The organism is Serratia ureilytica, assembly GCF_017309605.1.
Taxonomy (GTDB): domain Bacteria; phylum Pseudomonadota; class Gammaproteobacteria; order Enterobacterales; family Enterobacteriaceae; genus Serratia; species Serratia ureilytica.
The window spans coordinates 3,486,634-3,510,437 of sequence record NZ_CP071320.1; the positions used below are offsets into that span (position 1 = coordinate 3,486,634).

Consider the following 23,804-nt stretch of genomic DNA (forward strand, 5'->3'; position numbering starts at 1 on the left):
TTTACGTCAATTTTCGTTCGCCGATAGCCCTTATTTCTCGCAGCGTGACGGCCAGCGCAGTTAGGCCAGCCAAACATAAACTTATTTAAAAACATAATAGTAATGTTGATTTAGGCCAGAAATCGCACGAAAAATCCGTTTCACGCATTGTTAATTATTGTGATAACGATCGCGGATAATCGACCGACAAGCGCTTACATTTAACACAACAAAACAAATTATCACTAAAATTAACAGGAGTGCAGTATGACACACCCAGGGAATTATGCCGTTTGCGTCATCGGGCTGGGGGCGATGGGCATGGGCGCCGCGCGTTCATGCCTCCGCGCCGGATTGACCACCTACGGCGCCGATCTCAATCCGCAGGCGCTGGCGGCGCTGCAACAGGCCGGCGCGAAACAAACGGCCCCCAGCGCGCGCGACTTCGCCGCCGAGCTGGACGCCGTGTTGCTGCTGGTGGTAAACGCCGCGCAGGTGAAGCAAATCCTGTTCGGCGAGCAAGGCCTGGCGCCGCAGCTCAAGCCGGGCACGGCGGTGATGGTGTCTTCGACCATTTCCGCCGATGACGCCAAACAGATCGAGCAACGGCTGCTGGACTACGGCCTGGCGATGCTGGACGCGCCGGTTTCCGGCGGGGCGGCCAAGGCGGAAGAAGGCCAAATGACGGTGATGGCCGCTGGCGCCGACGCCACCTTCGCGCGCCTGCAACCCGTGCTGGACGCCATCGCCGGCAAGGTTTACCGCATCGGCGAAACCATCGGCCTGGGCGCGACGGTAAAAATCATCCACCAGCTGTTGGCCGGGGTGCACATCGCCGCCGGGGCGGAAGCCATGGCGCTGGCCGCTCGCGCCAACATCCCGCTGGACGTCATGTATGACGTCGTCACCCACGCCGCCGGCAACTCCTGGATGTTCGAAAATCGCATGCGCCACGTGGTCGACGGCGACTATACGCCCAAATCGGCGGTGGATATCTTCGTCAAGGATCTGGGGCTGGTGGCGGATACCGCCAAGGCGCTGCATTTCCCGCTGCCGCTGGCCTCCACCGCCTTCACCATGTTTACCGCCGCCAGCAACGCCGGCTACGGTAAAGAAGATGACAGCGCGGTAATCAAAATCTTTGCCGGCATCGATCTGCCGCAGAAAAAGGAGACGCTCTGATGCAGCTCGGCGTAATCGCGGATGATTTTACCGGCGCGACCGACATCGCCAGCTTTCTGGTGCAAAACGGCCTGCCGACGGTGCAGTTGAACGGCGTGCCGCAGGACGAAACGCCGGTCGACGCTCAGGCGGTCGTCATCAGCCTGAGATCGCGCTCCTGCCCGGCAGAGCAGGCGATCGAACAGGCATTGCAAGCGCTGGCCTGGCTGCAAAAACAGGGCTGCCGCCAGTTCTACTTCAAATACTGCTCCACCTTCGACAGCACCGCACAGGGCAATATCGGCCCGGTGACCGACGCCCTGCTCGCCGCGCTGGGGGAAAATTTCACGGTTGTTTCCCCGGCGCTGCCGGTAAACGGCCGCACGGTCTATCAGGGCTACCTGTTCGTCGGGGAACAGCTGCTGTCTGAGTCCGGCATGCGTCATCACCCGGTCACGCCGATGACCGACAGCAACCTGCTTCGCCTGATGGAATCCCAGGCCGCCGGACGCTGTGGGCTGGTGATGGCGGCGGAAATGGATCGCGGCGCCGAGGCAGTCAGCGAGAAGCTGCAGCAATTGGCGCAGGAAGGCGTGCGCTACGCGGTGCTGGACACGCTCAACGAACGGCATCTGCTTACCCAGGGCGAAGCGTTGAAAACGATGAAGCTGGTGACCGGCGGTTCGGGCCTGGCGATCGGCCTGGCGCGGCAATGGGCGCAGAACGGCGAACGTTCGGCAGAGGCGGCCGGCGCGCCGCAGGGGGAAAAGGCGGCGGTGCTGTCTGGCTCCTGCTCCGTCATGACTAACCGGCAGGTGGCGCACTATCGCGAACGCGCGGCGGCGCAGGCCATCGATATCGACCGTTGCTTCGATCCCCAGACGCGCGCCGCCTACGCCGTCGAGTTGGCGCACTGGGCGCAGCGCCATGCCGGAGAAACGCTTGCCCCGCTGATCTACGCCACTGCATCGCCGGAGTCGCTGCAGCAAACGCAACAACGGCATGGCGCCGCCGCCAGCGAGGCGGTGGAAGCCTTGTTCGCCGAGCTGGTGGTGCAACTGCGCCAGTTGGGATTCAGCCGCTTTATCGTCGCCGGCGGCGAAACCTCCGGCGTGGTGACGCAGGCGCTGGGCATTCGCGGCTTCCATATCGGCCCCAGCATTTCCCCCGGCGTTCCCTGGGTGCGCGCCAGCGATCGGGCCATTTCCCTGGCGCTGAAATCGGGTAATTTTGGCGATGAAGCCTTCTTCGCGCGCGCGCAAACGGAGTTCCCGGTATGAGCATGACGATTGAACAGCAGGCGCGTGAAGAGATGGTGCGCCTGGGTGCCTCGTTTTTCCAACGCGGCTACGCCACCGGCTCCGCCGGCAACCTCTCGCTGATGCTGCCGGACGGCGCGCTGCTGGCAACGCCGACCGGCTCCTGTCTCGGCGAGTTGCAGGCCGATCGCCTGTCTAAAGTGAGCCTGAACGGCGACTGGCTCTCCGGCGACAAACCGTCGAAAGAGATCAGCTTTCATCGGGCGCTCTATCTGAACAACCCGGAATGCAAAGCGGTCGTGCACTTGCATTGCACCTACCTCACGGCGCTCTCTTGCCTGCAGGGGCTGGACGCCGACAACGCCATCAAACCGTTCACCCCCTATGTGGTGATGCGCGTCGGCAAGGTGCCGGTGGTGCCTTACTACCGGCCCGGCGACGAAAGGCTGGCGCAGGATCTGGCCCGCCTGGCGCCGACCCACCGCGCCTTTTTGCTGGCCAACCACGGGCCGGTGGTGACGGGTAAAGACCTGCGAGCGGCGGCGGACAATACCGAAGAGATGGAAGATGCGGCGCGGCTGATCTTCACCCTCGGCGATCGTCCGATCCGCTATTTGACCGCTGATGAAATTGCCGAATTACGGAGCTGAACCATGCCTAAATTTGCCGCCAATTTGTCGATGATGTTTACCGAGGTGCCGTTCCTCGATCGCTTTGCCGCCGCTGCCGCACAGGGCTTCAGCGCGGTGGAATTCCTGTTCCCTTACGAGCATCCCGCCGATCTGTTGGCCGAGAAACTGCGCGAACACGGCCTGCAACAGGTGCTGTTCAACACCGCGCCCGGCGATGCCGCCGCCGGCGAATGGGGGCTGGCGGCGCTGCCGGGCCGCGAACGGGATGCGCGCGCCGATATCGATCGCGCGCTGGCCTACGCCATCGCCCTTTCCTGCCCCTGCGTGCACCTGATGGCCGGCGTGGTGCCCGCGAGCGCGGATCGGCGGCGTTATCTCGACACCTTTATCGCCAATGCGCGCTATGCCGCCGACGCTTTTGCGCCGCACGGCGTCAAGGTGCTGATCGAGGCGCTCAGCCCGCCGGTCAAGCCCGACTACCTGTTCGCCAGTCAGCATCAGGCGGCGGAAGCGGTGGCGGCGATCGAAAGACCGAACGTGTTCATCCAGTTCGATTTTTTCCACGCGCAGTTGGTGGACGGCAATATCAGCGGGCTGCTGGAGACGCTGGCCGGGCGCTACGCGCATATCCAGATAGCCTCGGTGCCGGATCGTCATGAGCCCGACGAAGGCGAACTGAATTACCCGTGGCTGTTCGACAAGCTGGATGCGCTCGGCTATCAGGGCTGGATCGGTTGCGAATACCGCCCGCGCGGCGACACCGCCGCCGGGCTCGGCTGGCTGAAGCCTTACCGCTAAAGCCGCACGCCGACACCAGGAAATCGATTTTATAACAATGAAACGCACCCGTATCGCCACGCGGCGATCGCGGTGCCCAACGCTTACCCAACGAAAGGCTTTTTTCATGTCTACCTCTCTGCTGTTGCTGATTGCCGTACTCGGCGTGGTGCTGCTGTTATTGATGGTGATTAAGGCGAAGGTGCAACCCTTTGTCGCGCTGTTGGTGGTCAGTTTGCTGGTGGCGCTGGCCAGCGGCATTCCGACCGGCGAAGTGATGAAAGTGATGACCGCCGGAATGGGCGGCGTGCTCGGCTCGGTGACCATCATCATCGGTCTGGGGGCGATGCTCGGCCGCATGATCGAACAATCGGGCGGCGCCGAGTCGCTGGCGCAGCGTTTCAGCCAGGGTCTGGGGCCGAAACATACCGTCGCGGCGCTGACCCTCGCCGCGTTTATTCTCGGCATTCCGGTGTTCTTCGACGTCGGCTTTATCATTCTGGCGCCGATTATCTATGGCTTCGCCAAGGTCGCCAAAGTGTCGCCGCTCAAGTTCGGCCTGCCGATGGCCGGCGTGATGTTGACGGTACACGTCGCGCTGCCGCCGCACCCCGGCCCGGTCGCCGCCGCCGGCTTGCTCAACGCCGACATCGGCTGGCTAACCATTATCGGCCTCGCGATCTGTATTCCGGTCGGCGTTATCGGCTATTTCGCCGCCAACTACCTCAACCGCAAAACCTATCCGTTATCGATAGAGGTGCTGGAACAGCTGCAGCTGGCGGCGCCGGAGCCGCGTCCGGAAGATCACGCGCCGCTCAGCGATCGCATCAACCCGCCCGGCGCCGGCCTGGTGGCGGCGCTGATCGTCATCCCGATCGCCATCATCATGCTCGGCACCGTCTCCGCCACCCTGCTGCCGGCCGGCTCGGCGCTGCGCGACGCGCTGTCGCTGCTGGGCTCGCCGGCGGTGGCGCTGATGATCGCCCTGCTGTTGGCCTTCTATTTCCTGGCGCTGCGCCGCGGCTGGAGCCTGCAACACGCCGGCGACGTGATGGGGGCCGCGCTGCCGACCGCCGCGGTGGTGATCCTGGTAACCGGCGCGGGCGGCGTGTTCGGCAAGGTGCTGGTGGAGTCCGGCGTCGGCAAGGCGCTGGCGGAAGTGCTGACGGCCATCGGCCTGCCGCTGGTGCCCGCCGCGTTTATCATTTCGCTGGCGCTGCGCGCCTCGCAGGGTTCCGCCACCGTGGCGATCCTGACCACCGGCGGCCTGTTGTCGGAAGCGGTCAGCGGCTTGAATCAGCTGCAGCTGGTGCTGGTAACCCTGGCGACCTGTTTCGGCGGGCTCGGGCTTTCGCACGTCAACGACTCCGGTTTTTGGATCGTCACGCGCTATCTGGGGCTGTCGGTGGCCGATGGCCTGAAGACCTGGACGGTGTTGACCACCCTGCTCGGCCTGAGCGGCTTCCTGTTCACCTGGCTGTTGTGGCTGGCGGCGTGATTTCTCTGGCATACTGAACGCCGTTGTTTTTCATCGCCTTTCATCCTGTGCAGGAGCAGCAACATGACCGTAATCAACACCGCGCCCACGCTTATCACCGAACGCCTGCGGCTGGACGCGCACACGCTGGACGACTTCGACTCGCTGGCCGCGCTGTGGGCCGACCCGCTGGTGGTGCGCTATATCGGCGGCACCCCACGCGACCGGGAAGACTCCTGGGGGCGCCTGATGCGCTACGTTGGCCACTGGGCGCTGTTGGGATACGGGTATTGGGCGGTGCGTGACAAGCAGAGCGGCGAGTACCTCGGCAGCATCGGCTTCTCTAACTTCCTGCGCGACATCACCCCGGCGCTCGATGCGCCGGAGATGGGCTGGACGCTGGTGAGTTCAGCGCACGGCAAAGGCTATGCCACCGAGGCGCTGCGGGCGGCGCTGGCCTGGGGGAAAACGCACCTGCCGGGGGAAAAAACCGTCTGCATCATCTCGCCTGAAAACCAGGCTTCGCTGGCGTTGGCGAAAAAGGTCGGCTTCAGCGAAAGCCACCGCAGCGAGTACCATCAAAACCCGATCGTGGTGATGCACTGCCTGCTTTGAATGCCTAAGCGCGTTGCACCGCCAACGCCGTCTGAATGAAGTTGTCCCGCAGCGCGTCGGTGCGCTGCGGATCCCAGGCGATACCGACCTGCCACTCCGTCTCCTCGCCGCTCAGCGGTAAAATGTCGATGCCGGCCGGCGCGATATGTGTGATGCTGTGCGGCAGCAGCGCGACGCCGACGCCGGCGGCGACCAACGCCAACAGCGTCTGGATGTCGCCGGCCTGCTGCACCACGTTCGGCGTCAGGCGGTGAGCGGCGATAAACCGCAGCGACTGATCGCTCAGCCCGCGCCCGCGTTTAGGGGTCAATTGCAACAGCGGCAGCTGATTGAAACGCGTCATCAGCTCGTCGGCGCGCAGCGCCAGCGCGCCCGGCGCGGCCAGCACCAACCGATCACTCAACAACGCGACGCCGCACAGCGGCGTATTGACCGGCAAGCGCACGAACCCCGCCTGCAACTCTCCCTGCAGCAACAGCTGATACTGCCGCTCCGACGGCAGATCTTCGAGGCCAATCGCCACCTCGGGAAACCGTTGGCGAAAGGCGGCCACCAGCTGCGGCGCCAGATGAAAACTGGACAGGCCAAACCCCAGCGCCAGCCGCCCCGCTTCCCCGAGCGCCACCCGCCGCGCGCGCCGCTGAAACTGCTGATACTGCTCCACTAGCGCCTGCGCCTCCGGGTAAAGCCGCCGCCCGCCGGCAGTGAGCACCGCCCCTTGTCGGCCGCGCTCGAACAGCCGAACGTCAAGCTGGGCTTCCAGCGCCTGAATTTGCTTGCTCAGCGCCGGTTGGCTGATGCACAGCAGGCTCGCCGCCTGCCGATAGTTGCCCTGCTCCGCCAGCGCCACCAGGGCGCGCAGTTGTTTTATATCCATTCCATTAGGTTATCAAATAAGGAATTTAATTGATTATACAGTAATCAATTCGCCTGCTGTAATCAATGCAGACCCCAACCGGAGAGATCCCATGACCACCTCATTACGCGCCGCCACGGTGCAATTCCAGCATCATGCCAATGACAAGAATTACAACCTGTCGACCATGGAACGCTTTATCGCGGAAGCGGCCGAACAACAGATACAACTGCTGGCATTCCCGGAAATGTGCGTCACCGGCTATTGGCACGTGCGCCATCTGTCCGACGCCGAAGTGCGGGCGCTGGCGGAGCCGATCGTGAGCAGCCCTTCGCTGGCGCGCATTCGCCCGCTGGCTGAGCGTTACAACATGGCGATTGGCGTCGGGCTGATCGAGCTGGGCGATGACGGCCGGTGTTACAACGCCTATGCCGTTTGTCTGCCGGACGGCGAACTGCATGTGCACCGCAAACTGCACGCCTTCGAGCACCCGGCTATCGCCAGCGGCGACCGCTATACGGTGTTCGATACCCCCTGGGGCGTACGCGTGGGCGTATTGATCTGCTGGGACAATAATCTGGTGGAGAATGTGCGCGCAACGGCGCTGCTGGGCGCGGACGTGCTGATCGCCCCGCACCAGACCGGCGGCACCCATTCGCGCAGCCCGCACGGCATGAAGCCGATCCCGCAGGCGCTGTGGCAGCGGCGCGTGGAAGATCCGCAGGCGATAGAAGCCGCCTTTCGCGGCGAACACGGCCGCGGCTGGCTGATGCGCTGGCTGCCGTCGCGCGCTCACGACAACGGGCTGTTCTTGCTGTTCAGCAACGGCGTGGGCCGAGATGACGATGAAATACGCACCGGCAACGCGATGATCCTCGATCCTTACGGCCGGATCGTGGCGGAGACCTGGGCGGCGGAAGACCGGATGGTCAGCGCCGAGCTCGATCTGACGCTAATCCCGCTCAGCACCGGTCGCCGCTGGATCTACGGGCGGCGCCCCGAGCTGTACGGGTTGTTGACCGAGCCGCAAGGCTACGAGCGCGATGCCCGCAGCGCGCGCTTTTCGACGCAGCCGACGGGGCGCGGCGGTGAATGACAGATAAAAAAAATCCGCCCGGAGGCGGATTTTTTATGGGTGCGGCAAACAAGGCCGCAGGTTCATGCCCGCAGGCACGAACACACTTAGAAGCGGTAGCCTACGCCAACGTTCCAGGTGCCAACGTCAACGCTGCGAATGCGGTTCTGCTCGTAACCGACATCCAGGGCAACGTTCTCGATTGGGTTGAACTGCAGACCGGCGCCGTAGGTGAAGCCGTAGTCAGCGGTGTCGTGACGAGAAGTGCCGTTCTGAGCGTTGGTAGTGAATTTACCGTAACCCAGGCCAACCAGACCGTAGATGCTCGCCCAGTCATTGATGCGGTATGCTGGACCGGCAGAGATAGAGTTGTACTGAGCTTTGTTATAGAAACCGTCCTGAGAACCGTCCTTTTCCAGGTGGGTAAAGGAACCGATTACGCCCAGTGGGTTGTTGTCGAACTCGTAACGGTATTTCAGGTTGAAACCGTCGGCTTTGTTAGCAACGCCTTGGAAATCACCCTGCGCATAGCCAGCGGATACGGTGCTCTGACCAGCGAATGCGGTACCTGCGCTAACTGCTAATACGCAAGCTGCTACTGCGGAAAGACATGCAATTTTTTTCATAACCACCTCAAACGCGTTTTATTATTAAGTACATCCATTTGTTCATGCTTTGAAAATATAACAAAAATTAGCGTGAAACTCTGCCTTGAAATGAGTGTCTAATGCTTTATATCGTGTAACAGAAGATTTCAAGAACAGTGTATCTTCTTCTTTTCGCTCTATTTTCGGCCGTATTCTACGACTTTCTGTGACAAAAATCACCTATTTAATATCCAGATAATTCTTAAGAAAAAGCGCACTTTTTGACCAAATCCGCCACATCTCATCCGAGGATCGGCGGATTTCACCGCGATGCGCGCTTTTCTCAGACAGATTTTCGCCATTTCATTTACACTGCTCGCATCCCCGTTTCGACCGTTTTCTCAAGGCTGAGGAACGGCGCATAAAAGGCCCGTTAAGGATGTCGTTATCTACTGCCGGCAGAGCGCCCTCCGCGCTGCTGCCCATTTGTCTGTTAATCATCGCCATGGTGTCGATCCAGAGCGGCGCTTCGTTGGCCAAAAGCCTGTTCCCGATCGTGGGTGCGGAAGGCATCACGACGCTGCGTCTTTTCATTGGCACCCTGATTCTGTTCATCATCTTCCGCCCGTGGCGCATGCGCATCGCCGCCGGCAGCCGCTTGCCGCTGTTGATTTACGGCCTGTCGCTCGGCGCGATGAACTACCTGTTCTACCTGTCGTTGCGCACCGTGCCGCTCGGCATCGCCGTGGCGCTGGAGTTTACCGGCCCGTTGGCGGTGGCCATGTTCTCGTCGCGGCGGCCGATTGACTTCCTTTGGGTGGCGTTGGCGATCGCCGGGCTGTGGTTCCTGCTGCCGCTTGGCCACGGCGTAGGCGGAATCGACCCGTTCGGTGCCGCCTGCGCGCTCGGCGCCGGCGCCTGCTGGGCGGTCTATATCATCTTCGGCCAGAAGGCCGGCGGCGATCACGGCCCCGGCACGGTGGCGCTCGGCTCGCTGATCGCCGCGTTGGTGTTCTGCCCGATCGGCGCCTGGCAAACCGGCAGCGTGCTGTTCAACGTTGAGATTCTGCCGATAGCGCTGGCGGTGGCGATCCTCTCCACCGCGCTGCCTTATTCGCTGGAGATCATCGCGCTGCCCAAAATTCCGGCGCGCACCTTCGGCACCTTGATGAGCCTGGAACCGGCGATGGCGGCGTTATCCGGCATGCTGTTCCTCGGCGAACACCTGAGCGGCGTGCAATGGCTGGCGCTGGCGGCGATCATCGCCGCCTCCATGGGCTCCGCCCTCACCATTCGCCCCAAACCTCGCCTCGAAAGCCTTTCCTGATGACCCGACTCGCCTGCAGACCGCAACGTCGGAATGCAGGCGGGTTAACTGTTTTCCTCGTGACAAGTCGGCATACTTCCCCTTAGCCTGTATCGCAGGCTCTTTGGACTTTCGCTCACATGGAGAATAACAGTGATTCACAACAGCCTGTTCAACCCACGCTTCGGCCGCGGACTCGCGCCGGCGCTGGTTTCAACCCTGACCGAATTGCGCCGATGCGACCTGCCAGAACTGGCGCTGGGGCATCACCCGATCGACGGCGACAACATCTTTATGGACGTGATGACGCTGACCACCGCGCCGGCGGCGGAAAAGCGCGCCGAAATGCATCAGGAATACATTGCGCTGCATCTGCTGATCAGCGGTGAAGAGCGCATCGAATACGGTCTGGCGGGCAACGGACATCGCGAACAACCCCACGCGGAAAATAGCGATCTGCTGCTGCTGGACATCAAACGCCACCCGCAAACACTGCACATGACGCACGGCATGTTCGCCCTCTTTTTCCAGATGGAGCCGCACAAGACCGGCTGCGTGTGGCAGCGGCCACAGCAAATCAAGAAAGCGGTGGTGAGGATCCATCACCGTCTGCTGCTGTGAACCTTCGGCAGCGCCCGTAGAAAATCGGCGGCCTGGCGGGGAGAACGCAGGCGCACGAAACGGCGTCCGGCGTCGGGACGAGCCATCTCCGCCAGGTATTTTCGCCGGTTCTTCGAGTAAGTGCGGATCGTCCAGAGCACGATCGACTCGCGGCTGAAGAAAGAACGGCGGAAGCTTTCCCGATTGCCGGTGCCCGGCCACAGCTCGCTTTTGCCGGCCGCGCGTCGGCACGCGCGGCGCACGGCCTGCCACAGCGTGCGGCCGAAACCGTAGTCCAGCCACAGAATATAATCGACCTCGCGCCACTTGATCGGCTGCGTGCGGCTGTAATTGCCGTCCAGCACCCAGCCATCCCCCGCTTCGGCCAGCATCTGTTCAAGCCGCGCCAGGAACGCGTCATCGGGCGTTCCCTGCCATTCGGGCCGCCAATACAGCCTGTCCATCTCGATATAGGGCACGCCAAGCCGTTCCGCCAGTTGACGCGCCAGGGTGCTTTTACCGCTGCCGCTGGTGCCGACGACGTTAATTTTCATTATTCGCCTATAAAGAGAGAGGATAATTGCCCTACTGTAGCGGCACCAATTACCGCTATCAATATGAATGGATGAGAAATTAACACCACGATAACAAAGCGGATATTTAGCCGAAGCCCGCAGGCGAAAAAATAAAATAACCAGGGTAAATTTTCACAGCCATAAACAATAAATCAGAGAATGATAAATAATTATATTTTTCATGGTGTTGTATTAAGTAAAAATTCAACAAGACCCATTATTCGTAGGCTAACCCTATTTGTGCAATAGCCATTTTCGTCCGGCAAAAATAAACAGCCCTGCTATAATTAATCCCGTAACGAAATAGGACAACGACTAATCAAGAGGATATCTGATATGAGTACCGCTAAACTGGTGAAAACGAAATCTTCTGATCTGCTGTATACCCGTAACGATCTGGACGAAAAAATCAAACTGGCCGCCATCAAGGCGCTGAACCATCAGGTCGTGCAATTCATCGATCTTTCGTTGATCACCAAACAGGCGCACTGGAACATGCGTGGCGCGAACTTTATCGCGGTTCATGAAATGCTGGACGGCTTCCGCACCGCCATCATCGAGCACCAGGACACCTTCGCCGAGCGCGTGGTGCAGCTGGGCGGCGTGGCGCTGGGCACCGTACAGGTGGTGAACGATCGCACGCCGCTGAAAAGCTATCCGACCAATATCCACAGCGTGCAAGAACACCTGAAAGCGCTGGCCGATCGCTACGGCGCGGTGGCGAATGACATCCGTAAGGCCATTACCGAAGTGGAAGACGAAGACACCGCCGACATGTTCACCGCCGCCTCGCGCGATCTGGACAAGTTCCTGTGGTTCATCGAATCCAACATCGAATAACGCCGCAGCGCGTTGCAGACCGCCCGTCGTGCCGGGCAGAACAGGCTGGGCTTCGCCCGGCCTGTTTTCTTTTGCGCGGCCGTTGAATTGTGCAAAAAACGGCCCATATTAAACGGTAGGTTTCCCTTGTCAGGAGGTCATGATGGCCAGCGGCTGGGCGGCGGACGGCGCCGTACAAGATCAAATTGATTCTACCGTCGACGATGCGGTGCAGCGCGCGCGTGATGCACTCGGGCATGGCGAGAGCGAACGCTATTGCCAGGAATGCGGAGAACCGATCCCCGAGGCGCGCCGCAAGGCGCTGAAGGGGGTGCGTTTTTGTGTCGCCTGCCAGGCCGAACAAGACAAAAAACACGCGGCCAGCAGCCTGTACAACCGGCGCGGCAGCAAAGACAGCCAGTTGCGCTAGCATTATCTGCTCCCCTTTTTCCCCCTCTCGCAGTCACGCTTGCACCGTCAATGGATCATGAAAGTTAGAGTTAGTTATCAATATTGAAGCAAAAACGTTAAAGAACGGTTGTTTCACAGCCAAAATTTGGTTAATGATAGCCCCGTGCACCAAGATAATTCTTACGCACCATTTCGGTGCCTCATTGTGGTGCATAACCATAACTATTCGCCGTCACGGCACAACATCACGCAGTAACTCTTTGTTTTTATATTAGTTGAAAACATGGCACGATTTTTTCATGGCACCAACTGCAATATAAAAAATGGGTAATCCGCAACCTGTACAGGAATTCCTCTCATGAAGTCGATTTTTAAAGTCTCCCTGGCCGCACTCTCCCTGGCCTTTGCCGTAAGTTCCCACGCAGCAGACAAACTGGTGGTCGCCACCGACACCGCTTTCGTTCCTTTTGAGTTCAAGCAAGGCGACAAATACGTCGGCTTCGACATCGACCTGTGGGCCGCCGTCGCCAAAGAGCTGAAGCTGGACTACACCCTGAAACCGATGGACTTCGGCGGCATCATTCCGGCGCTGCAGACCAAAAACGTCGATCTGGCGCTGGCCGGCATCACCATCACCGATGAGCGCAAGAAAGCCATCGACTTCTCAGACGGTTACTACAAAAGCGGCCTGCTGGTCATGGTCAATGCCGACAACAACAGCGTGAAAGGCATCGACGATCTGAACGGTAAAGTGGTGGCGGTGAAGAGCGGCACCGGCTCGGTGGATTACGCCAAGCAGCACATCAAAACCAAGGATCTGCGTCAGTTCCCGAACATTGACAACGCCTATATGGAACTGGGCACCAAGCGCGCCGACGCGGTGCTGCACGACACGCCAAACATCTTATACTTCATCAAGACGGCCGGCGCCGGCAAGTTCAAAACCGTCGGCGATTCGCTGGAAGCACAGCAGTATGGTATCGCCTTCCCTAAAGGCAGCGATGCGCTGCGCGAGAAGGTGAACGGCGCGCTGAAAACCCTGCGCGAGAACGGCACCTATAACGAAATCTACAAGAAGTGGTTCGGCACCGAACCTAAGTAAGCGGTGAACTTGGCACGCTATTAACTTAAGCACAGGGGGTCGCTTAACCCCCTGCGCTTCGTTGTATCTGATACCCACGTTTGGGATCACCGGGAGAAATATCATGCAGTTCGACTGGAGCGCCATCTGGCCCGCCATTCCTATCTTGTTAGAGGGCGCCAAAATGACCCTGTGGATTTCGGTCCTCGGTCTGATTGGCGGCCTGATCATCGGCCTCGTCGCCGGCTTTGCCCGCACCTACGGCGGATGGATCGCCAACCACATCGCGTTGGTGTTTATCGAAGTGATCCGCGGCACGCCGATCGTGGTGCAGGTGATGTTCATCTACTTCGCCCTGCCGATGGCGTTCACCGATTTGCGCATCGATCCGTTCACCGCGGCGGTGGTGACCATCATGATCAACTCCGGCGCCTACATCGCGGAAATCACCCGCGGCGCGGTGCTGTCTATCCATAACGGTTTCCGCGAAGCCGGGCTGGCGCTCGGCCTGTCGCGCCGCGAAACCATCCGCTACGTCATTATGCCGCTGGCGCTGCGCCGCATGCTGCCGCCGCTGGGCAACCAGTGGATCATCAGCATCAAAGATACCTCGCTGTTCATCGTGATCGGCGTGGCGGAGCTGACCCGTCAGGGTCAGGAAATTATTGCCGGTAACTTCCGCGCGCTGGAAATCTGGAGCGCCGTGGCGGTTATCTACCTGATTATTACTCTGGTGCTGAGCTTCGTGCTGCGTCGTCTGGAAAGAAGGATGAAAATCCTGTGATTGAATTTAAAAACGTCTCCAAGCATTTTGGCCAAACCCAGGTGCTGCACAACATCGATTTGAAGATCGACAAAGGCGAAGTGGTGGTGATCATCGGACCGTCCGGCTCCGGCAAGTCCACCCTGCTGCGCTGCATCAACAAGCTGGAAGAAGTGACCAGCGGCGATCTGATCGTCGATGGCCTGAAAGCCAACGATCCGAAAGTAGACGATCGGTTGATCCGCCAGGAAGCCGGCATGGTATTCCAGCAGTTCTACCTGTTCCCGCACCTGACGGCGCTGGAAAACGTCGCCTTCGGCCCGATCCGCGTGCGCGGCGCGAAGAAGTCCGATGCGGAAAAGCTGGCGCGCGAGCTGCTGGCCAAGGTCGGTCTGGCGGAGCGCGCCCACCACTACCCGTCCGAACTGTCGGGCGGCCAGCAGCAGCGCGTGGCGATCGCGCGCGCGCTGGCGGTGAAGCCGAAAATGATGCTGTTCGACGAGCCGACCTCCGCGCTCGATCCGGAGCTGCGCCACGAAGTACTTAAGGTGATGCAAGACCTGGCCGAGGAAGGCATGACGATGGTTATCGTCACCCACGAAGTCGGCTTTGCCGAAAAAGTGGCGTCGCGCCTGATCTTTATCGACAAGGGCCGGATTGCCGAAGACGGCAACCCGCACGATCTGATCAACCATCCGCCGAGCCCGCGTCTGCAGGAATTCCTGCAGCACGTTTCCTGATCCTGGCGATTTAACGGCGGGCGCGCCACGCGCCCGCCGCTTTCATTCCGCACGCTCTCCCACGCCCCATCGCGTTTCCTTTCCTACTATATTGATTGTTTTTCATCGTATTGCTCTGACATCCGCCGATCACAGAACGCCAAAGAGAGGAACCATGCCGCCAAACGCAGACTCCCGACGAGGTTCTCATCTGCGAGAACACCTGCTTTTCCTGCTGCTGCTGTTGACCCTGAGCGTCTTCGCACCACCGGCGCTGGCGCAAAATGCGCCGCCTGCGCCCGCCGACAAGAGCGAGCAGCAGAAAGCCGCCTACGCCGCGCTGGCCGATCTGCTGCAAGACGACCAAGCGCGCGCGGAACTCATCGACCACCTGAAACAGACCGCCGGCGACGCTACGGCCGCCGCGCCGACAACGCCGGAGGAATCGACGCCCGTTACGCTGAGCGACAGCCTGAACTCGCTGGCGCAGGAAGGCATCGGCACCTTTAACCAGAAGCTCGGCGCGCTGCAAAAGCTGATAGATTCCGGCCCGAAGCGCGTTTTCAATCCCGCCGGCTTTTTCCGCGCGCTGGGCTACTTTCTGCTGACGGTGGCGGTCACCTTTGCGCTGTTCCACCTGATCCGCCGGCTGATCGCGCCGCTGTACAAGCGCATGGGCAGTTGGGGGCACAACGCCAGGCTGCAGCGCGGCCCGTGGTATAAGCGCCCCGCCGCCATTCTCGGCGCTTTCGCCATCGATCTGCTGGTGCTGCTGCTGGCGCTGGCGGCAGGCAACCTGTTTGCCCGCCACGTCCACGCCGACAGCGCCACCATTCTGCGGCTGCAGACCCTGTTTCTCAGCGCCTTCGCGGTGATTGAATTTTTCAAGGCGGTGCTGCGGCTGATTTTCGCCCCCAGCTTCGACTATCTACGCCCGTTCCCCTTCAGCGATCGGAGCGCACGCTATTGGAACACCCGCCTCGCCTGGCTCAGCGGCCTGATCGGCTATGGCCTGATGGTGGTGGTGCCGGTGGTGGCGGTGCAGATCAGCTATTCGGCCGCCGCCGCCGTCAACCTGGTGGTAATGCTGGCGCTGACGCTATACGCCATTTGGCTGATCCTGCACAACCGCAAACCGATACAGCAACAGATCAACCTGCTGGCCGAACGGTCGATGGCATTTTTCAGCGTGATCCTGCGCGGGCTGGGGCATGTCTGGCACCTGCTGGCGATCGCCTATTTTCTGGTGCTGTTCGTGCTGTCCCAGTTCGACATCGGCAACAGCCTGCGCTTTATGATGAGCGCCACGGTAAAAAGCCTGCTGGTGGTCGGCGTCGGCGCCCTGCTGTCCGGCATGCTGACCCGCTGGATTTTCCGCCGCATTTCGCTGCCGACCGACGTCAATTTGCGCTATCCGATGCTCGAGCGGCGCATCAACTCTTACATCCCCAACGGGTTGAAGATACTGCGGGTGATGGTGGTGCTGGCAGTGACGCTGTTTCTGCTTGATGCGTGGCATCTGATCAACCTGTATCAATGGGCGGGCAGCGAAAATGGCCAGCGGACGCTCGGCGGGCTGGTGCATATTCTGCTGATCCTGTTGATCGCCGTGTTTAGCTGGACGCTGATGGCCAGCATCATCGAGCACCGCCTGGCGCTGGAGCTGAGCAACGGCGTGCGGCCGAGCGCGCGCGAACGCACGCTGCTGACGCTGTTTCGCAACGTGTTGGCTATCGTTATCAGCACCATCACCGTGATGATCGTGCTGTCGCAGGTCGGACTGAACATCGCGCCGCTGCTGGCGGGCGCCGGCGCGCTGGGGCTGGCCATCAGCTTCGGTGCCCAGACGCTGGTGAAAGACGTGATCACCGGCGTGTTCATCCAGTTCGAAAACGGCATGAACACCGGCGAATACGTCACCGTCAGCGGCATCACCGGCACCGTGGAGCGCATGACCATCCGCTCGATCGGCCTGCGCGACGACTACGGCGTCTATCACATCGTGCCGTACTCTTCGATCACCACGCTGGCCAACTATGCGCGTGAGTTCGGGGTATACCGCGCCAATTACACCGTCAGCCGCGACGAGGACATCGATCGGGTCAATGCGGTGCTGCATCAGGCCATCGAGGCGCTGAAGCAGGATGAACAGGTGAAGCATTTCCTGATTGGCGAGCCGGTCTTCAACGGCGTGGTGGCGCTGGGCGATCGCTCGTTCACCACCCGCGTGACGGTGCGCACGCAGGCGCTGAAACAGTGGGTGGTGCAATACGCCCTCGACCGGCTGGTGAAAATCCATTTCGATCGGGCCGGCATCGGCATGCCGCAGCAGGCGATGCAGATTTCCCGCGCGCCGCAGCCGCATGACGAGCAGGCGCCGCCCGCGGCGATCTGAGGTTAGCGCCCGCGCCCGCAGGGCTGAGCGGCCAGGAAGGCCGCCACGTCCTGCCGGTAGGCGTCGTATTGCACCGAGCGCGGGGCAAACAGGCCCACCACGTTGATCAGCCACGGATGGCGCGCGAACAGCGGCTTGACCATCACATGATCGGCCTCGTCGATGCGCGTCACCGTCAGCAGCGAGGCCGGGATCGTTTGCCGATACACGCGCTCGGTTTCGTCCGCGTCCACGTTGACGTCGCGCCCGCCCAGGATCAGGTGCACCGGCGTGGCGAAATGCCGCAATCCCACCGTCGCGTCGCTGGCCATGTTGGCGCGAATAAAGCGCCAGCGGTCGGCGCTCAATGCAGCGGCGGCGCCAGACTCACGGCGGTACTGTTCGTAACCGTCCGGCTGTTCGAGCAGCGTTTGGATGTGGCGCCAGTGCGCCTCGCGCGCGGCGATCGACGCTTCATCGTCCCCTGCCGCCGCCATCGCCGCCCGGGTGTTGTAGCGCCCCTGCCGCAGCCAGTTGATCGCCGGCGCCACCGCCAGCGTAAACGCGATGCCGGGGCGCAAACGCGCCACCTCCGGCATTACCCACCCCGCCTGGCTGGTGCCCCACAGCCCCACGCAGCGCGCATCGAAGCGCCCGTCCCGCCGGGCCCAGTCGATGATATCGGCGGTTTCCCGCGCGCGATCCGCCATGGTCTGATGCAGCCAGTTGCCGCCGGAGCCGCCCACGCCCGGCTTATCGAAGGATAAAACCGCATAGCCCTGCTGCGCCATCGTCTCCCAAATGCCGTAATAGCCTTCGTCGCGGCTGGCGTTGGCCGGTCCATCGCCGTGCACGAACACCACGACGCCGGGCTTCACCGGCGCATGCTTCGGCAGCACCAGCGTGCCGGTCAGCCGATTGCCACCGGCGGTCACCACGACCGGTTCGGTGACAAAGCGAAAGTCGTTGACGTAAATCACCCAGCCGAGCACCGGCAGGAGCAGCGCCACGAGACACAGCCCTATTCTGCGCACGTCGCCTCCCCGCTGCGTTTCTCCATCAACACCCAATCGGCCTGGCCGAACAGCAAGCCCAGCGAGGCGTAATGTTCTTCGCGCCGCACCTGAAAACCGCAGCGCTGATACAGACGCTGCGCATCGACGTTGCGCCGGCTGACGTGCAGGCTCAGGCGCCGGCCTGCGCCTTGTTCGGCGGCGTAGTCGTTCATCCACTGCAGCAGTCGCCTGCCCACGCCTTTGCCGCGCTGACTCTCGGCCACCGCCAGGTAGGAAAGATACAGCTCATCGGCCGCCGGGGTGTGCTGCAACACCGCAATTTGCAGATACATACGCCAAACGTTCAGCCAGCCATAGCGGCGACACAGCCGCCAAATCGGCAAGGCGTGCGGACGCAGCCCGGCGCGGTTCTCGCCATCGATGGCATTCAGGGCAAAGGCCGCCACCACCTGTTCATCCTGTTTCACCACGAAGCTGCGCTCCCGGCTGCCGCTTTGCTTCCAACTCCACAGCCGATAGAACAGACGCCACTGAAGGCGGGCGCTCAGACGGCGCGCGCGCTGGAATTTGTCGCAGAACGCGGCGTAGATCAACGCCGCCGTTTGCAGGCGGTCAGCGTTGCGATAAGGCTCAATGTGCAACATATCAACCTCGACTAGGGTTGGCGGTAGAGCAGCTGTTCCAACAGCCGCACCGGCGTGATCGCCTCCGGCGAAGGCGACGCGAAGATCGCCTGCCGCCAGGCCTGGCTTTCGATCACGTCCAGCACCAGCTGCGCGAGCGGCAAGGGCGCTATCGCCGGCGCGATCTCGCCGATTTGCTGAGCCTCGGCGATCGTCGTCGCCAGCGCCTCAATCAACTGCCGCTGGTTGGCGCTGAACGGCTCGGCCAATGCCGGGTTACGCGCCACTTCAGCCACAATCTCCGCCGACAGTTGCACATTGTCCGGTTCGGCGACAAAAGCGTGATAGGCGGTGAAAAAGGCCGACAGCGCCTGTTTCGGCCGCTTTTTCTCGGCCCGCAATGCGGCGGCGAACTCGGCGAATACGCCGTTTTCCAGCAGCGCGATCTCGCCGATCAGCGCCTCCTTGCCGGAAAAATGGTTATAGAGGTTGCCCACGCTGACGCCCGCCGCCTGGGCGATATCCCGCATGCTGGTCTGGTGAAATCCCTTATGGGTAAAGCTGTGCAGCGCAGCGTCGACAATCTTTTCTCGGTTTCCCATCGGCAGCTCCCGAAACGGTGAAGGGGCGCTGGGCGCCGTAAATTGACACAAATAAATGAACGAACATTCGTTCACATTTAAGGATAGCATAGGCCGGTAAAATTGAACCGCGGCTCAACGGCGCAGAGATCGGTGGGAAGAGACAAACGCCGCCCCGCTTTCAGGGGCGGCGCCCGGCAAACTCAGTGCAGCGCGTCGCCCTGCTTCACCGACGTAAACGCCTGCATCAGTTTCACGACGTCATGCATGCCGATGTTGACCTGATTGATCACTTCTCCGGCGTCATGGGTCAATGCCACACCGCCGCCGGCCTGTTCCACGCAGGTCGCCATGCCGGCGATCGCCGCCGCCACGCCTTGCTGGATAGACTTGGTCATGCGTTCGATCTCGGTCGCCGCCTTGCGCGACTGTTCCGCCAGCGTGCGCACCTCGTTGGCCACCACCGCAAAACCGCGCCCGTGCTCACCGGCGTGGGCGGCTTCGATGGAGGCGTTAATCGCCAGCAGATTGGTTTGCGAGGCAATTTTACGAATGGCTTCGACGATGGTGCCGATCTGCTGAGAGCACTTGCCAAGCTCGGTGACCACGTCCGACGTTTCGCGCGCCGCCGCTTCGACCTGCTGCATGCCCTTCACCGCCTGCTGCACGATGACCGCGCCCTGCGCCGCCTGCCGGTCGGTATCGAGCGACAGATGATGCGCGTTGCGCACCATCTCTTCTTCATGCTGCTGCTGTTGCATCAGCCGGGTGATGTCCTGGGCGATCTTCACCACTTTCACCACCTGGCCGTCGTTGTCGAGGATCGGGTTATAGCTGGCCTCCAGCCAGACCCGTTCGCCGCGCCGGTTGACGCGCTCAAAACGCCCGGTGATGAACTCGCCGCGCGCCAGGCGCTGCCAATGCCGCCGATAGTCGTCGGAAGCGGCGAACGCCGGTGGGCACAGCACCGCATGCGACTGCCCGCACGCTTCTTCCAGCCGATAGCCCATCAGCGCCAGCATATTGTCGTTGGCGCTGACAATGTCGCCCTGCGGCGTGAAAGAAATCATCGCCATCGAGCGATTCAGCGCCGCCAGCAGGCTGCGGTGTTCCTGCGCCTGGGTCACTCGCTCGGTCACTTCGCTGGCGATCTTGACGATTTCCACCACCTTACCCTGTTTATTCAGCACCGGCGCATAGGTGCCCTGCAGCCACACCGCCTCGCCGTTTTTCGCGATGCGCTTTATCGTGTCCGTGATGGGTTGCCCTTTATTCAGCGTCTCCCAATGTTCGCGATATAACGGGCTGGCGACATAGTTCGGATCGCAGAAAATACGATGATGCCGGCCTATCACATCATCGCGTTGAAATCCGAGCGTGCTGAGAAAGAGATCGTTGGCGCGCAATACCGTACCGTCGGGCGAGAATACAATCATGGGAACGGCGTGTTCTATCGCGCTCAGCTCGGCGCCTTTGTGGGTAGTTAACTGACTGAATTGTAACAGCATAGGGTGTAGTCCTTGTGGCAGATGATCGCGCTTTTCTTATTTTGTCTGGCCACATGCCGCGCCCACACGCAGACGTGCCATCGCGGAAGGAGCGGGCAGCGCCGATCCTTCTGGTTATTGCTCTTAACCGGATTAAATTTATTTATTCAGTAAAGTAATTATTCGAATTTAAATAAACCAACAACCTAAGATTTTTATTATGAATAACTGTATTGAGAATAACGTAAGTGATGAAAATTGAAAGGTAAAATGCGGATTTTTGTCGGCGCCGGCAGGATAACCGGCGCCGGGAAGATTAACGCCAGCGTTCAGCTACCCAGGCGGCCTGTTGCTCGGCGTCATGGAAGGTCCAGGCGACGAAGCGGCTGATCTTCTGCCCTTGCGCCATCTCGATGGTGCGCACCTCGGCCGCCCCCGCCACTTTCAGCGCATGGTAGATGGCCGGCAACGTGGTGTTTTTCGAGATAAGCGAGGTGAACCACAGGCAGTTATTGGCCTTGCTGACGCTCTCTTCCACCATCTTGCGCACAAAGGCTTCTTCGCCGCCTTCGCACCACAGCTCGTTGTTCTTGCCGCCGAAGTTTTGCACCGGCTTGTCGGCCACTTCCCCTTTGCCCAATTTATGCAGCTTGCGGCGGGTGCTGGCGCGCGCTTCCTGCTCGGACGCGTGGAACGGCGGGTTGCACAGGGTCGCGTCGAATTTCTCGGCCGCGCCGATGATGCCGCTAAAAATCAGCTCAGGCTGTTTTTGCAGCCGCAGACGCACGCTGTTGCGCAGCGTCGGGTTCATTTCGACGATCATTTTGGCTGCGTTCAGCGACACCGGATCGATTTCGGAGCCGGTGAAACGCCAGCCGTATTCGCGCAGGCCGACGATCGGGTAAATGCAGTTGGCGCCGACGCCGACGTCGAGGATCGCCACGCCCTTGCCGCGCGGGACCTCGCCGCCGTTGCTGGTCGCCAGCAGATCCGCCAGGTGGTGCAGATAGTCGGCGCGGCCGGGGATCGGCGGGCACAGGTAATCAGCCGGAATATCCCAGTGTTCGATGCCGTAAAAGTGTTGCAGCAACGCACGGTTGAGCATTTTCACCGCCGCCGGATCGGCGAAATCCACCGAGACATCGCCCCAGGCGTTCGGTTTTACGAACGGCGCCAGCGCCGGGCAGCTGGCGATCAGCGCCGGGAAGTCGTAGCGCGAACGATGACGGTTGCGCGGATGCAGGCCGCTTTTCTGCTGCGGGAAGGTTTTCTTTTTTTCCACCGTGACGGGCTCTCTTGAAGGTATTTCCGGCGCGTAAGATAACACATCCGGCCCGGAATGGCGCAGCGGCGGGAAACCCGGCACAATGAAAGCTTCATCGATTGCCACAGGGGCCCCCATGAGCCGTGAATCTCGTTATTATTATGAACCCGCCGCCGGCCACGGCCTGCCGCACGATCCGCTGAACGCCATCGTCGGCCCGCGCCCCATCGGCTGGATCTCTTCCCGCAGCGCCGCCGGCTTGCGTAATCTGGCGCCCTACAGCTTTTTCAACTGCTTCAACTACCGCCCGCCCATCATCGGTTTCGCCAGCACCGGCTGGAAAGACAGCGTGGCGAATATCGTGGAAACCGGCGAGTTCGTCTGGAACCTGGCGACACGCCCGTTGGCGGAAGCGATGAACAACAGTTCCATCAACCTGCCGCGCGGTGAGGACGAATTCGCCTTCGCCGGCGTCACGCCGCTGCCCGGGCGCCGGGTCAAAGCCGAGCGCGTGGCCGAAAGCCCGGTGAACTTCGAATGCCGCCTGACCCAATGCATTCAGTTGCAAACCGCCGCCGGGGAACAGGTGGAGACCTGGCTGGTGTTGGGCGAAGTGGTGGCGGTGCATCTCGATCCGGCGCTGCTGGATGAACACGGCGTTTACCAGACCGCCGCCGCCGAACCGATCCTGCGCGCCGGCGGCCCGAGCGCCTACTACGGCATTTCCGAGCAGCACCGTTTCGATCTGACGCGCCCGACGCGCTGATCGTCTCCCCCGTTTATACAGAAGATGAACGGGGGAATTAACAATCAAAAAATCTGAATAAAACCGTCAACACTCTCCGATTTCATCACGTCTTCTCCTGCGCAATAATCTTCCCATCGAAAGGTACTCCCTTTCTCCCTAATCCGCTTTGACAGGAATGACGAACATGAAAACCATCAAAACTTTTGCTGCTGCTATCGCTCTGGCTACCGTTTCTTTCACCACTTTCGCCGCTGAACACGTCAGCGCGCAGGATGCCGCCCAATTCGAAAAAGCCGGCGTGATCGTCGCCAGCGGCGCAACAGACCTGAGCAGCCTGAAATCCCAGTTGGCCGCCAAAGCCGATGCGGCGGGCGCCAAGGCTTTCACCATCACCTCCACCAGCGGCAATAACCTGATGCACGCCACCGCGGTTATCTACAAATAATCGCCGCCCAGACGTCAAAAAGCCCGCCGGCTATCCCCCCGGCGGGCTTTTTTTATGTTCAAGTACATTAGCGCTGAATGGGTAAGACAGTGAGTTTTTTGCCGTCCGCTTTGTCAGCAACCAATGTAAATTCAGTCCAATATTTGCGCGGTGCCTCATTTGACGCATTGCCGACCGTCGCAATCTCAACCGAATAGCTATGCCCAATCTTGAACCCGTCGAAAGCCTCCGTCAGGCATTCGCCAGGCATGACCGCTATCGGCTGCTGGCCCGGCGCAACCGACGTGGACCATTCCGCCTTCCCTCCGGCCCCCGGTTGATAAATTCCGATGCCCACCAGCTCGCGTTTTCCGTCAATATCGTCCGGCACACTAATGCATACGCGATTGTTTTTAACGCTAACGTTTGCCGGATAGAACCAGGGACGTTCCTGCACACAGCCGCTCAGCAATGCCAGCACCAATAAAAAAGTCAGTTTTTTCATTTCATTGCCTTTGGGTTACGCGGCTCTTGGATGAACAACCGTAACACGGTTTCATAGCGAGTTTTAAATAGATACGACAGCTATTTTCCT

The 23,804-nt window shown here is 60.7% G+C and carries 26 protein-coding genes; 17 read left to right on the forward strand and 9 right to left on the reverse strand.

All coding sequences use genetic code 11. The annotated features are described in order from the left end of the window. The first annotated feature begins 246 nt into the window (after nt 1-246). The 6 genes from ltnD to J0X03_RS16350 all read left to right on the forward strand — a co-directional run bounded on the left by ltnD (nt 247) and on the right by J0X03_RS16350 (nt 5,900). Nucleotides 247-1,161: an L-threonate dehydrogenase gene (gene ltnD, locus J0X03_RS16325; RefSeq protein WP_033642399.1), complete on the forward strand. Its 915-nt coding sequence runs from the start codon at nt 247-249 to the stop codon at nt 1,159-1,161. Beyond that, nucleotides 1,161-2,420, forward strand: a complete 1,260-nt coding sequence (otnK, locus tag J0X03_RS16330; protein WP_160204124.1) for a 3-oxo-tetronate kinase — start codon at nt 1,161-1,163, stop codon at nt 2,418-2,420. The genes ltnD and otnK overlap by 1 nt, the downstream gene beginning before the upstream one ends. Further along, entirely contained in the window at nt 2,417-3,049 is a 633-nt protein-coding gene (otnC, locus tag J0X03_RS16335; RefSeq protein WP_089194452.1) for a 3-oxo-tetronate 4-phosphate decarboxylase, read from the forward strand. Before otnK ends, otnC begins: the two co-directional genes overlap by 4 nt. 3 nt (nt 3,050-3,052) lie before the next feature. Continuing rightward, nucleotides 3,053-3,829 carry a 2-oxo-tetronate isomerase gene (gene otnI / locus J0X03_RS16340; protein ID WP_069101075.1) on the forward strand — a complete coding sequence of 259 codons (777 nt, stop codon included), beginning with the start codon at nt 3,053-3,055 and terminating at the stop codon, nt 3,827-3,829. A 106-nt stretch (nt 3,830-3,935) separates the two neighbouring features. Continuing rightward, complete coding sequence (locus J0X03_RS16345; protein WP_033642396.1) at nt 3,936-5,306, forward strand: GntP family transporter; 1,371 nt, start codon at nt 3,936-3,938, stop codon at nt 5,304-5,306. A gap of 63 nt (nt 5,307-5,369) precedes the next feature. Next, nucleotides 5,370-5,900: a GNAT family N-acetyltransferase gene (locus tag J0X03_RS16350; protein WP_033642395.1), complete on the forward strand. Its 531-nt coding sequence runs from the start codon at nt 5,370-5,372 to the stop codon at nt 5,898-5,900. 4 nt (nt 5,901-5,904) lie between these two features. Here the strand turns inward: J0X03_RS16350 and J0X03_RS16355 are convergent, their stop codons facing one another. After that, entirely contained in the window at nt 5,905-6,777 is an 873-nt protein-coding gene (locus J0X03_RS16355; protein ID WP_047572167.1) for a LysR family transcriptional regulator, read from the reverse strand. Between the two features lie 91 nt (nt 6,778-6,868). Here J0X03_RS16355 and J0X03_RS16360 point away from each other — a divergent pair, with 91 nt between their 5' ends. Beyond that, nucleotides 6,869-7,852: a nitrilase family protein gene (locus tag J0X03_RS16360; RefSeq protein WP_089196786.1), complete on the forward strand. Its 984-nt coding sequence runs from the start codon at nt 6,869-6,871 to the stop codon at nt 7,850-7,852. Between the two features lie 86 nt (nt 7,853-7,938). Here the strand turns inward: J0X03_RS16360 and ompX are convergent, their stop codons facing one another. Continuing rightward, complete coding sequence (ompX, locus tag J0X03_RS16365; protein WP_019454480.1) at nt 7,939-8,457, reverse strand: outer membrane protein OmpX; 519 nt, start codon at nt 8,455-8,457, stop codon at nt 7,939-7,941. A gap of 400 nt (nt 8,458-8,857) precedes the next feature. Between ompX and rhtA the strand changes: the two genes are divergently transcribed. Both rhtA and nanQ read left to right on the forward strand, forming a co-directional pair. Then, nucleotides 8,858-9,745, forward strand: a complete 888-nt coding sequence (gene rhtA, locus J0X03_RS16370) for a threonine/homoserine exporter RhtA (protein ID WP_033650558.1) — start codon at nt 8,858-8,860, stop codon at nt 9,743-9,745. A 132-nt stretch (nt 9,746-9,877) separates the two neighbouring features. Next, nucleotides 9,878-10,345, forward strand: coding sequence for an N-acetylneuraminate anomerase (gene nanQ, locus J0X03_RS16375; RefSeq protein ID WP_033642391.1), 468 nt, complete (start codon nt 9,878-9,880; stop codon nt 10,343-10,345). Here the strand turns inward: nanQ and J0X03_RS16380 are convergent. Further along, nucleotides 10,327-10,878, reverse strand: coding sequence for a shikimate kinase (locus J0X03_RS16380; protein ID WP_160204123.1), 552 nt, complete (start codon nt 10,876-10,878; stop codon nt 10,327-10,329). The genes nanQ and J0X03_RS16380 overlap by 19 nt on opposite strands. A 357-nt stretch (nt 10,879-11,235) precedes the next feature. Here J0X03_RS16380 and dps point away from each other — a divergent pair, with 357 nt between their 5' ends. The 6 genes from dps to ybiO all read left to right on the forward strand — a co-directional run bounded on the left by dps (nt 11,236) and on the right by ybiO (nt 17,087). After that, on the forward strand, nt 11,236-11,739 hold the full coding sequence (gene dps / locus J0X03_RS16385; RefSeq protein WP_016928514.1) for a DNA starvation/stationary phase protection protein Dps: 504 nt from the start codon (nt 11,236-11,238) through the stop codon (nt 11,737-11,739). Nucleotides 11,740-11,881: 142 nt separating this feature from the next. Next, the gene (locus tag J0X03_RS16390) at nt 11,882-12,148 is read left to right on the forward strand and encodes a DksA/TraR family C4-type zinc finger protein (protein WP_033650555.1); all 267 of its coding nucleotides are present in this window, start codon (nt 11,882-11,884) and stop codon (nt 12,146-12,148) included. Between the two features lie 339 nt (nt 12,149-12,487). Then, nucleotides 12,488-13,231: a glutamine ABC transporter substrate-binding protein GlnH gene (gene glnH / locus J0X03_RS16395; protein ID WP_016928516.1), complete on the forward strand. Its 744-nt coding sequence runs from the start codon at nt 12,488-12,490 to the stop codon at nt 13,229-13,231. A 103-nt stretch (nt 13,232-13,334) separates the two neighbouring features. Then, nucleotides 13,335-13,994, forward strand: a complete 660-nt coding sequence (glnP, locus tag J0X03_RS16400; protein WP_004939229.1) for a glutamine ABC transporter permease GlnP — start codon at nt 13,335-13,337, stop codon at nt 13,992-13,994. Beyond that, a complete protein-coding gene (gene glnQ / locus J0X03_RS16405) occupies nt 13,991-14,713 on the forward strand; it encodes a glutamine ABC transporter ATP-binding protein GlnQ (protein WP_004939230.1) in 723 nt (240 codons plus the stop codon). Before glnP ends, glnQ begins: the two co-directional genes overlap by 4 nt. A 154-nt stretch (nt 14,714-14,867) precedes the next feature. Continuing rightward, nucleotides 14,868-17,087 carry a mechanosensitive channel protein gene (ybiO, locus tag J0X03_RS16410; RefSeq protein WP_160204122.1) on the forward strand — a complete coding sequence of 740 codons (2,220 nt, stop codon included), beginning with the start codon at nt 14,868-14,870 and terminating at the stop codon, nt 17,085-17,087. 2 nt (nt 17,088-17,089) lie between these two features. Here ybiO and J0X03_RS16415 read toward each other — a convergent pair whose 3' ends face one another. The 5 genes from J0X03_RS16415 to rlmF form a co-directional block, all read right to left on the reverse strand. Continuing rightward, nucleotides 17,090-18,100: an alpha/beta hydrolase family protein gene (locus J0X03_RS16415; protein ID WP_122017036.1), complete on the reverse strand. Its 1,011-nt coding sequence runs from the start codon at nt 18,098-18,100 to the stop codon at nt 17,090-17,092. Then, the gene (locus J0X03_RS16420; protein WP_160204121.1) at nt 18,088-18,726 is read right to left on the reverse strand and encodes a GNAT family N-acetyltransferase; all 639 of its coding nucleotides are present in this window, start codon (nt 18,724-18,726) and stop codon (nt 18,088-18,090) included. The genes J0X03_RS16415 and J0X03_RS16420 overlap by 13 nt, the downstream gene beginning before the upstream one ends. A gap of 11 nt (nt 18,727-18,737) precedes the next feature. Further along, entirely contained in the window at nt 18,738-19,307 is a 570-nt protein-coding gene (locus tag J0X03_RS16425) for a TetR/AcrR family transcriptional regulator (RefSeq protein ID WP_033642384.1), read from the reverse strand. A 182-nt stretch (nt 19,308-19,489) separates the two neighbouring features. Then, nucleotides 19,490-20,794, reverse strand: a complete 1,305-nt coding sequence (locus J0X03_RS16430; RefSeq protein WP_033642383.1) for a methyl-accepting chemotaxis protein — start codon at nt 20,792-20,794, stop codon at nt 19,490-19,492. A gap of 295 nt (nt 20,795-21,089) precedes the next feature. After that, nucleotides 21,090-22,055 (reverse strand): 23S rRNA (adenine(1618)-N(6))-methyltransferase RlmF, encoded by a 966-nt coding sequence (rlmF, locus tag J0X03_RS16435; RefSeq protein ID WP_176588932.1) that lies wholly within the window; start codon nt 22,053-22,055, stop codon nt 21,090-21,092. Nucleotides 22,056-22,173: 118 nt separating this feature from the next. Between rlmF and J0X03_RS16440 the strand changes: the two genes are divergently transcribed. Both J0X03_RS16440 and bhsA read left to right on the forward strand, forming a co-directional pair. Continuing rightward, a complete protein-coding gene (locus J0X03_RS16440; RefSeq protein ID WP_033642382.1) occupies nt 22,174-22,803 on the forward strand; it encodes a flavin reductase family protein in 630 nt (209 codons plus the stop codon). 166 nt (nt 22,804-22,969) lie between these two features. Then, a complete protein-coding gene (bhsA, locus tag J0X03_RS16445) occupies nt 22,970-23,230 on the forward strand; it encodes a multiple stress resistance protein BhsA (protein ID WP_015377148.1) in 261 nt (86 codons plus the stop codon). A gap of 67 nt (nt 23,231-23,297) precedes the next feature. On the opposite strand, the gene J0X03_RS16450 is transcribed toward bhsA, so the two are convergent. Next, nucleotides 23,298-23,714, reverse strand: a complete 417-nt coding sequence (locus J0X03_RS16450) for a putative T6SS immunity periplasmic lipoprotein (RefSeq protein WP_123061493.1) — start codon at nt 23,712-23,714, stop codon at nt 23,298-23,300. Between the last annotated feature and the right edge of the window lie 90 nt (nt 23,715-23,804).

Excerpts from the sequence above, each read along its gene's own strand:
- ltnD (WP_033642399.1), top strand. The coding sequence starts at position 247 with ATGACACACCCAGGGAATTATGCCGTTTGCGTCATCGGGCTGGGGGCG.
- otnK (WP_160204124.1), top strand. The coding sequence starts at position 1,161 with ATGCAGCTCGGCGTAATCGCGGATGATTTTACCGGCGCGACCGACATC.
- otnC (WP_089194452.1), top strand. The coding sequence starts at position 2,417 with ATGAGCATGACGATTGAACAGCAGGCGCGTGAAGAGATGGTGCGCCTG.
- otnI (WP_069101075.1), top strand. The coding sequence starts at position 3,053 with ATGCCTAAATTTGCCGCCAATTTGTCGATGATGTTTACCGAGGTGCCG.
- J0X03_RS16345 (WP_033642396.1), top strand. The coding sequence starts at position 3,936 with ATGTCTACCTCTCTGCTGTTGCTGATTGCCGTACTCGGCGTGGTGCTG.
- J0X03_RS16350 (WP_033642395.1), top strand. The coding sequence starts at position 5,370 with ATGACCGTAATCAACACCGCGCCCACGCTTATCACCGAACGCCTGCGG.
- J0X03_RS16355 (WP_047572167.1), bottom strand. The coding sequence starts at position 6,777 with ATGGATATAAAACAACTGCGCGCCCTGGTGGCGCTGGCGGAGCAGGGC.
- J0X03_RS16360 (WP_089196786.1), top strand. The coding sequence starts at position 6,869 with ATGACCACCTCATTACGCGCCGCCACGGTGCAATTCCAGCATCATGCC.
- ompX (WP_019454480.1), bottom strand. The coding sequence starts at position 8,457 with ATGAAAAAAATTGCATGTCTTTCCGCAGTAGCAGCTTGCGTATTAGCA.
- rhtA (WP_033650558.1), top strand. The coding sequence starts at position 8,858 with ATGTCGTTATCTACTGCCGGCAGAGCGCCCTCCGCGCTGCTGCCCATT.
- J0X03_RS16380 (WP_160204123.1), bottom strand. The coding sequence starts at position 10,878 with ATGAAAATTAACGTCGTCGGCACCAGCGGCAGCGGTAAAAGCACCCTG.
- dps (WP_016928514.1), top strand. The coding sequence starts at position 11,236 with ATGAGTACCGCTAAACTGGTGAAAACGAAATCTTCTGATCTGCTGTAT.
- J0X03_RS16390 (WP_033650555.1), top strand. The coding sequence starts at position 11,882 with ATGGCCAGCGGCTGGGCGGCGGACGGCGCCGTACAAGATCAAATTGAT.
- glnH (WP_016928516.1), top strand. The coding sequence starts at position 12,488 with ATGAAGTCGATTTTTAAAGTCTCCCTGGCCGCACTCTCCCTGGCCTTT.
- glnP (WP_004939229.1), top strand. The coding sequence starts at position 13,335 with ATGCAGTTCGACTGGAGCGCCATCTGGCCCGCCATTCCTATCTTGTTA.
- ybiO (WP_160204122.1), top strand. The coding sequence starts at position 14,868 with ATGCCGCCAAACGCAGACTCCCGACGAGGTTCTCATCTGCGAGAACAC.
- J0X03_RS16420 (WP_160204121.1), bottom strand. The coding sequence starts at position 18,726 with ATGTTGCACATTGAGCCTTATCGCAACGCTGACCGCCTGCAAACGGCG.
- J0X03_RS16425 (WP_033642384.1), bottom strand. The coding sequence starts at position 19,307 with ATGGGAAACCGAGAAAAGATTGTCGACGCTGCGCTGCACAGCTTTACC.
- J0X03_RS16430 (WP_033642383.1), bottom strand. The coding sequence starts at position 20,794 with ATGCTGTTACAATTCAGTCAGTTAACTACCCACAAAGGCGCCGAGCTG.
- J0X03_RS16440 (WP_033642382.1), top strand. The coding sequence starts at position 22,174 with ATGAGCCGTGAATCTCGTTATTATTATGAACCCGCCGCCGGCCACGGC.
- bhsA (WP_015377148.1), top strand. The coding sequence starts at position 22,970 with ATGAAAACCATCAAAACTTTTGCTGCTGCTATCGCTCTGGCTACCGTT.
- J0X03_RS16450 (WP_123061493.1), bottom strand. The coding sequence starts at position 23,714 with ATGAAAAAACTGACTTTTTTATTGGTGCTGGCATTGCTGAGCGGCTGT.